This is a genomic window from Achromobacter sp. UBA5777 (assembly GCF_002418565.1).
In the GTDB taxonomy this organism is placed as follows: Bacteria; Pseudomonadota; Gammaproteobacteria; order Burkholderiales; family Burkholderiaceae_B; genus Achromobacter; species Achromobacter animicus.
In genome coordinates this window covers 1-6609 of sequence record NZ_DIEJ01000040.1, presented here as the reverse complement: position 1 = coordinate 6609, position 6609 = coordinate 1, and the positions used below count along the sequence as shown (strand labels likewise).

Below are 6609 nucleotides of genomic sequence, written 5' to 3'. Positions count from 1 at the left end.
CTGGCGATGTCTTGTCGGTCATTGGTCCTGTCCTTGCTGCGCAAACATCAAACCCTAACTTGCGCCACGGCGCGCGGGCTTGATGGGAATCAACGGTTGTAACATTTTTTCACGAACCCGGCCCCATTACACTGCACGTCCCTCATCCCCTCATCCGCGACGCCATGTGGTCACGCATCAAGCGATGGTTTGCCGGTCCGCCGGCGGCCGAAGATCCCTTGCAGGAAATCGTGCGCTTTGATGACGCCGGCCTCACGCGATCCGGCGACCTGGCGCGCGCCATGGGGCTGCAGCAGTTCTGGCCCTGGCGCGACGTGCATGAGTTCGGCTTCGCGTTCACCCAGGCGATCTACCCGGATCCCTGGTTCGGCGACTACATGGAAAGCCTGTGGTTTGTCCGCGTGGCCAACGACGACGGCGGGCTGATGCGGATGGAGTTCGACGAACGCGTGCTGGATATCAACGACTTGCCGCCCGCCCTGCTTCGCAACATGCCGGGACTCGACATGGACGAGCTGCGGGAGGGTCTGGCGACCGCCGCGCGCGGCCTGCGTCATTTCGAAGGCGAAGGCGAGTGGGTGGCATGGAGGCGCGACGTTTCCGAGGAACAGCCGTCATCACCGTCCTGATCGCCGCCGTAATCGCCGCCCCATCAACGTCGTAATTGCCGCCTTTTGCGTCTTGCTGATCGCTGCCCTCAACGGCAGATCCGATGCCAGGCCCGGCTACACGCGATCCAGCCCCTGCTTGAGATCGGCCAGGATGTCCGCCGGCGTTTCCAGCCCGACCGACAGCCGCAGCAGGCCTTCCGACAGCCCATAGCGCTCGCGGTCTTCGGCCGAGTAGCTGGCATGCGTCATCGATGCCGGATGCTGTATCAGCGTCTCGGGATCGCCCAGGCTGACCGCGATGCGCGCCAGCTTCAGGCTGTTCAACAGCGTCTTTCCGGCCGCAAGCCCCCCCTTCAGCTCGAAGGCCACCAATCCGCCGCCCGCCGCCTGCTGGCGCTGCGCAATGTCGGCGCCTGCCGTGCCGGCCAGGCCCGGATAGAACACGTCGGCCACCGCCGGATGCTCGCGCAGCAGCTTGGCCACCTTCAGCGCGGACTCGCTATGGCGCTGCACACGCAGCTCCAGCGTCTTGATCCCGCGCAGCACCAGAAACGCCGTGAACGGCGACAGCGTCGCACCCGTGAAATAGCGCAGGCCTTGCAGCCGGATGGCGTCGATGTGCTGCTTGCGGCCCACCACCGCGCCCGCCAGCAGGTCGCCGTGCCCGCCCAGGTACTTGGTGGCCGAATGCAGCACGATGTCCGCACCGTGCTCAAGCGGCCGCTGCAGCACTGGCGTGGCAAAGGTGTTGTCGACGATGGTGAGCAGCCCCTTGCCACGCGCGACGGCTGAGATGGCCGCAATGTCCACCAGGCGCAGATTCGGATTGGCGGGGGTCTCGAAGTACACCGCCCGGGTCTTGGGGCCGATGGCCGCGGCCACGGACTGCGGCTGGGTGAAATCCGCGAATACGGCGCGCACGCCGAATCGGGACAGCCCCTGCGTGAACAGCGTGAAGGCCGTGCCGTAGACGATCTGGTCGACCACGATCTCGTCCCCGCTTTGCAGCAGCGAGAACAGGGTGGCCGAAATGGCCGCCATGCCCGACGCCGTCACCACGCCGGCCTCTGCCCCTTCCAGCGATGCCAGCCGCTCTTCCAGCAGCGCCTGCGTCGGATTACGCGTCCGGCCGTAGACATAGCCTTGGGCTTCGCCGAGCCGGATCCGGTCGAAGGCCTCGATGCTGTCCTGCGTGTAGGTGGACGTCAGATACAGCGGCGGCGACAGCGCGCCCTGTTCGTCCAGCGGGTCGTAGCCCAGGTGGATGGCGCGGGTGGCAAAACCCTGCTGCGCGTGGTCGGTCATGGTGTTCACTCCTGTCATGGGTGGGTGCAGGGGCGCATCGCGCCTGCCTGGAAATCGGAAATTGCCGCCAGCCCGCGGCATTGACGGGGCCGAAGCGAGTCTTTACAGTCAAACGCCGTATCCCCGTTTTCGCGCGCGACATGAACGACCCGCAAGCGCCCGCCACGGCCGCCGGCCCGGCGGTTCCCCCCGCGACACCGCCCCAACCCGGCTGGCTGCTCAAGGCCGCCACCTGTCTGGTCTATTCCGGGGTGCTGGCGTGGGCGGTCTACAGCAGCCGGCCCGCCACCATGCTGGACGTGGCCAAGCTGGCCTTCGGCGGGGCCATCCTGCTGGGCCTCCTGCCGTTTGTCGTCCTGGGCGTCTTTTCCATCTGGAAGCGCTTTCGCACGCCGCGCAACCGCTTGCGCATCATGCTGGGCACGGGGGTGTTCCTGCTGGCCGCCGTGGCCGGGCCGCTTGCCGAACGCAATCACGACAACCGCCAGCGCGACATCGCCAACACCGAAATCCGCAAAGCCATCGACGCACTGCGCCTGCAGGCCGGCGGCGGCAGCGGAGCGCCCGAAGACGTGCCCGCCATCGACCCCTCGCCCAAAGCCACCGGCCCGTACGGCGAAATGGAACGGGCCATGAAGACCATCGCGGGCAAACGGCTGGCACAGCATCGCGCCTACCTGCAGGAACTCAAGGAAATCGGTCTGCCCAAACTGTTCGACGCCCGGCGGCTGGCGCGCGACTCGGGCCTGATCGAAAGCCGCCTGATCCTGGAACAGGCCGAAAAGCTCGTGCCGGGGTACCGCGAACAAAGCATGGAAGTGTTGAACGGCATGCCGGCGCTGGTGCGCTCGCTGACCATTGCCGAGCCGGAAAAGGACAAGATCCTGAAGGCGCTGCAGGACTCGCGGGCGGCCAGCACCGAAAAGCTGGCGCGTGTCTGGGACCTGGAAACGCAGATCCTGCACGAGTTCGGCATGATGATCACGCTGCTCGATGACAACCGGCAGTTCTGGTACGCGGACCGCGACGAGCTGATGTTTGGCCGCGACGCCGACCTGGCGCGCTTTCATCAGCACCAGGACGCCGTCAACCGGCTGGCCGGCGAGCAGGAGAAACTGGCAACGCAGTCCCTGGCCGCCATGCCGCAGGCGCCCTTGCGCTGAACCGGATGATGTCACGCGGGCGGCACGCATCGTTCACCGCTTGTGGTCGGCGCGGCGCGACAGCCACTCGCCGGTGAACTGCACGATCGACACCAGCGCGATCAGGATGACGATCACCTCGAACATTACCCGGGTCTCGTAGCGCTCGTAGCCGTAGCGGATCGCCAGGTCGCCCAGGCCGCCCGCCCCCACCGCGCCGGCCATCGCCGACGCGTTGATCATGGCGATGACGCTGACCGTCATGCCGCCGATGATGCCCGGCAGCGCCTCGGGCAGCAGTACGTGCCGCACGATGTGCCAGCGCCGGCAGCCCATGGCGCGCGCCGCCTCGACCAGACCGGGGTCCACGTCGTTCAGGCTGACCTGCGCAATGCGCGCAAAGAATGGAATCAGGTTGGCCGACAGCGGCACGATCGCGGCCCATGTGCCCAGCGTCGTGCCCACCAGAAAGCGCGTGAACGGCAGCATCGCCACCAGCAGGATGATGAACGGGATGGCGCGGAACGTGTTCACCGTGATCGACAGCGCCTTGTTGAAACGCGGGCGCGGGTAGAGATTGCCGGGCGCAGTGATGGTCAGCACCACGGCCAGCGCCAGGCCGGTCGCGATGGCGATGGCGGCGGAAATGCTCACCATCGTCAGGGTCTGCAGGAATGCCTGCAGGTACTTGTCAAGCATCGGTAGCGACATAGCCCAGCACCTTGATCTGATCGGCCACGAGCGCGGCGCGCGCGGCCTCTTCCTGTAAAGCGTGCGCGGGCAGCGACACCAGCAGAGTGCCCTGCGCATGGCCGCGCAGCCGGTCCAGTCCGCCGTGCAGCAGCGTGGCGCCCGGCCCCATTGCCGCCAGCGCCTCAAGCGACACACCCTCCGGCCGGTCCTGTCCGGTGAAGCGCAGGCGCAGCACCGCGACGCCGGGGCGTCCTTGCAGGTCAGGCACCAGCTTGGCCGACAGGTCCGCGGGCAGGTCGTGTTGCAACGGCCGCAGCAGTGCGCGCGTGGCGTCGGCCTGGGGGTTGCCGAACACGCGCCACACTTCGCCCAGTTCGACGTTGCGGCCGCCGTCCAGCACCAGCACGTTGTGGCAGACCTCGCGGATCACGGCCATGTCGTGCGTGATCAGCACGACAGTCAGGCCCAGCTTGCGGTTGATGTCCAGCAGCAGGCCCAGGATCGACTGCGTGGTTTCGGGATCCAGCGCGGAGGTCGCCTCGTCGCACAACAGGATCTCGGGTTCGTGGACCAGCGCCCGCGCAATGCCCACGCGCTGCTTCTGGCCGCCGGACAGCTTGGACGGATACACATCGGCCTTGTCCCGCAGGCCCACCATCTCAAGCAGCGCTTCCACCCGCGCCCGCGCCGCGGCGGGCTTCACGCCGGCCACGCGTAGCGGCAGCGCGACGTTCTCGGCCACCGTCTTGGCGGACAGCAGGTTGAAGTGCTGGAAGATCATGCCGATGCGGCGGCGCAAGCCGACAAGCGCATCCTCGTCCAGGCTGCCCACGTCCACGCCGTCCACCCGCACGCGGCCGGCGCTGGGCCGTTCCAGCACGTTGATCGAGCGCAGCAGCGTCGACTTGCCCGCGCCGCTGCGGCCGATGATGCCGAAGACCTCGCCGCGCGCAATCGAAAACGACACGTCCGACAGCGCCGCGACGGGGCCTGCCGAGCCCTGGTATTGCTTTTGCAGGCTTTCGAACACGATGTGCGCGTCGCGCGCCGGCGATGGCGCTGCGCCGGCCGCGTCCGCGGCCAGGGAAAGTTCGCGTTGCATCTTGGCTTAGAAGACCGGAATCACCGAACCTTCGAACTTGGTCAGGATGAACTGGCGCACCTCTTCCGAGTGATACGCCTTGACCAGCGCGGGCACCCACGGCGCGTCCTTGTCCTTCTCGCGCACGACGATGATGTTCACGTACGGATTGTTTTCTTTCTTCTCGACCGCGATGCCGTCGCGCGTGGCGATCAGCCCGGCCTGGTATGCAAAGCTGTTGACGATGGCCGCGGTGTCCACGTCGGGCAGCGAGCGCGCCAGCACGACCGATGCGCTTTCCACGAAGTTGAGCTTCTTGGGATTGGACGTCACGTCGGCCAGCGTGGCGGTGCCGGTGGCCGGGTCGAAACCGTCTTTCAGCGTGATCAGCCCTTGGTCGCGCAGGATGACCAGCGCGCGCGTCTGGTTGCTGGGGTCATTGGGGATGCCGACCTTCGCGCCATCCGGCAAGTCCTTGAGCGACTTGTACTTCTTGGAATAGAACGCGATGGGCGAGATCAGCGTGTTGGCGACCGGCACCAGCTTGTAGCCGCGCTGCTTGATCTGGTCGTTCAGGAAGGGAATGTGCTGGAAGGCGTTGGCTTGCAGGTCGCCGTTGTTCAGCGCCTCGTTCGGGCTGGCGGTGCCGGTGATGACGACGGGCTCAACGGCCAGGCCGTTCTTCTTGGCCACCTGCGTCACCACTTCCCAGATCTGCTCGTCCACGCCGCCGCGCACACCCACCTTGAGCGGCTTCGGGTCTGCCGAGAACGCCGGGCCATGGAACATGGCGGCCGAGGCCAGCACGGCGGCCAAGAGGCGCTTGAACAGCGGCGTCCATGCCATGCGCGATTGCTGCGCCGCTTGGGAAACGCCTGCATCCGCGGAAGCCCCGGCGGCAAGAATACGGATAGTCATGATGGAATCGCCTCTAAGTCAACGCAGTTATGAGAGAGACGATTCTAGGGACGGGGCTTATGCGCGCGAACGAATAGTTGGTTGAGTCGTTATTACGGGGTTTTTTGGATATGGCGCGTTGGCATATGGCGCGCCGGTGCGGTGCCGAACGCGCAGTGAGGCCGGGTCGATCAGGCCGGGTCGATCAGAACGGCTTGACCACCGCAAGCGTCACGATGGCCGTTGCCGCCAGCACGACATAAGGCGCCTGCAGATCGATCAGGGGCGGCCGCTTGCCGCTGCCGCCGGCCATGCGCCGCAGCGATGCGCTTTGCATGCCGAGCAACCCCGACAGGCTCAGCGCAAAGGCCACCTTGATCCAGATCCAATTCATCGCGAACCACCCGAACGTCATGGCCAGATGCAGGCCGATGAGCCAGGTGATGACCATGGCGGGCGTGGTGACGTAGAGCGTCCAGCGGCGCAGCGCGTGGAGCATCTTGCGTTCCTTCGGCGCATCTTCGCCTTCCTGCGGCTGCGAGGTCAGAAGAAGCAGGGCAACGAAGAGCGAGCCGCAAAGCCACGCGACCGCGGCCGCGACGTGGGCCATCTTGAGGAATTGATATGTCATGCGCGGCATTATCGCCGCTCGCCGGAAGACCCGTGCGGCGCGTCTGCGCAGGCAGTTTGCGTTACGGCAAACTGGGCGGCGGTCGCGCCGGGGTGCGGGGCGTTAGTTGCCGGATTGCGGCGCGGGCGGCGTGGCGGGTGCGACAGGCGAACCCGTATTGGGTGTCGCTGCTGCGGGCGCTTTTTCCGCGCCCGTTCCGGCGGCCGGCGCCCCTTGGGCAGGCGCCCTTGCGGCAGGCGATCCTGCGGC

Annotated in this window: 7 protein-coding genes; 2 read left to right on the top strand and 5 right to left on the bottom strand. The window is 66.6% G+C overall.

The genetic code is table 11. The features are described 5' to 3' along the window. Positions 1–164 precede the first annotated feature (164 nt). A complete protein-coding gene (locus B3446_RS02800; protein ID WP_291377242.1) occupies positions 165–629 on the top strand; it encodes a hypothetical protein in 465 nt (154 codons plus the stop codon). Positions 630–725: 96 nt separating this feature from the next. On the opposite strand, the gene B3446_RS02795 is transcribed toward B3446_RS02800, so the two are convergent. Continuing rightward, positions 726–1916 carry a trans-sulfuration enzyme family protein gene (locus B3446_RS02795; RefSeq protein ID WP_175183915.1) on the bottom strand — a complete coding sequence of 397 codons (1191 nt, stop codon included), beginning with the start codon at positions 1914–1916 and terminating at the stop codon, positions 726–728. A 140-nt stretch (positions 1917–2056) separates the two neighbouring features. Here B3446_RS02795 and B3446_RS02790 point away from each other — a divergent pair, with 140 nt between their 5' ends. Beyond that, a complete protein-coding gene (locus B3446_RS02790; RefSeq protein ID WP_191575714.1) occupies positions 2057–3079 on the top strand; it encodes a hypothetical protein in 1023 nt (340 codons plus the stop codon). A 33-nt stretch (positions 3080–3112) separates the two neighbouring features. Here the strand turns inward: B3446_RS02790 and B3446_RS02785 are convergent, their stop codons facing one another. The 4 genes from B3446_RS02785 to B3446_RS02770 form a co-directional block, all read right to left on the bottom strand. After that, positions 3113–3769: a methionine ABC transporter permease gene (locus B3446_RS02785; protein WP_175123583.1), complete on the bottom strand. Its 657-nt coding sequence runs from the start codon at positions 3767–3769 to the stop codon at positions 3113–3115. After that, positions 3750–4853, bottom strand: coding sequence for a methionine ABC transporter ATP-binding protein (locus B3446_RS02780; RefSeq protein ID WP_291377241.1), 1104 nt, complete (start codon positions 4851–4853; stop codon positions 3750–3752). The genes B3446_RS02785 and B3446_RS02780 overlap by 20 nt, the downstream gene beginning before the upstream one ends. Positions 4854–4859: 6 nt before the next feature. Then, entirely contained in the window at positions 4860–5678 is an 819-nt protein-coding gene (locus B3446_RS02775) for a MetQ/NlpA family ABC transporter substrate-binding protein (RefSeq protein ID WP_409558326.1), read from the bottom strand. 256 nt (positions 5679–5934) lie between these two features. Then, positions 5935–6360, bottom strand: coding sequence for a CopD family protein (locus B3446_RS02770; protein ID WP_291377240.1), 426 nt, complete (start codon positions 6358–6360; stop codon positions 5935–5937). Positions 6361–6609: the final 249 nt, after the last annotated feature.

Excerpts from the sequence above, each read along its gene's own strand:
- B3446_RS02800 (WP_291377242.1), top strand. The coding sequence starts at position 165 with ATGTGGTCACGCATCAAGCGATGGTTTGCCGGTCCGCCGGCGGCCGAA.
- B3446_RS02795 (WP_175183915.1), bottom strand. The coding sequence starts at position 1,916 with ATGACCGACCACGCGCAGCAGGGTTTTGCCACCCGCGCCATCCACCTG.
- B3446_RS02790 (WP_191575714.1), top strand. The coding sequence starts at position 2,057 with ATGAACGACCCGCAAGCGCCCGCCACGGCCGCCGGCCCGGCGGTTCCC.
- B3446_RS02785 (WP_175123583.1), bottom strand. The coding sequence starts at position 3,769 with ATGTCGCTACCGATGCTTGACAAGTACCTGCAGGCATTCCTGCAGACC.
- B3446_RS02780 (WP_291377241.1), bottom strand. The coding sequence starts at position 4,853 with ATGCAACGCGAACTTTCCCTGGCCGCGGACGCGGCCGGCGCAGCGCCA.
- B3446_RS02775 (WP_409558326.1), bottom strand. The coding sequence starts at position 5,678 with ATGGCATGGACGCCGCTGTTCAAGCGCCTCTTGGCCGCCGTGCTGGCC.
- B3446_RS02770 (WP_291377240.1), bottom strand. The coding sequence starts at position 6,360 with ATGACATATCAATTCCTCAAGATGGCCCACGTCGCGGCCGCGGTCGCG.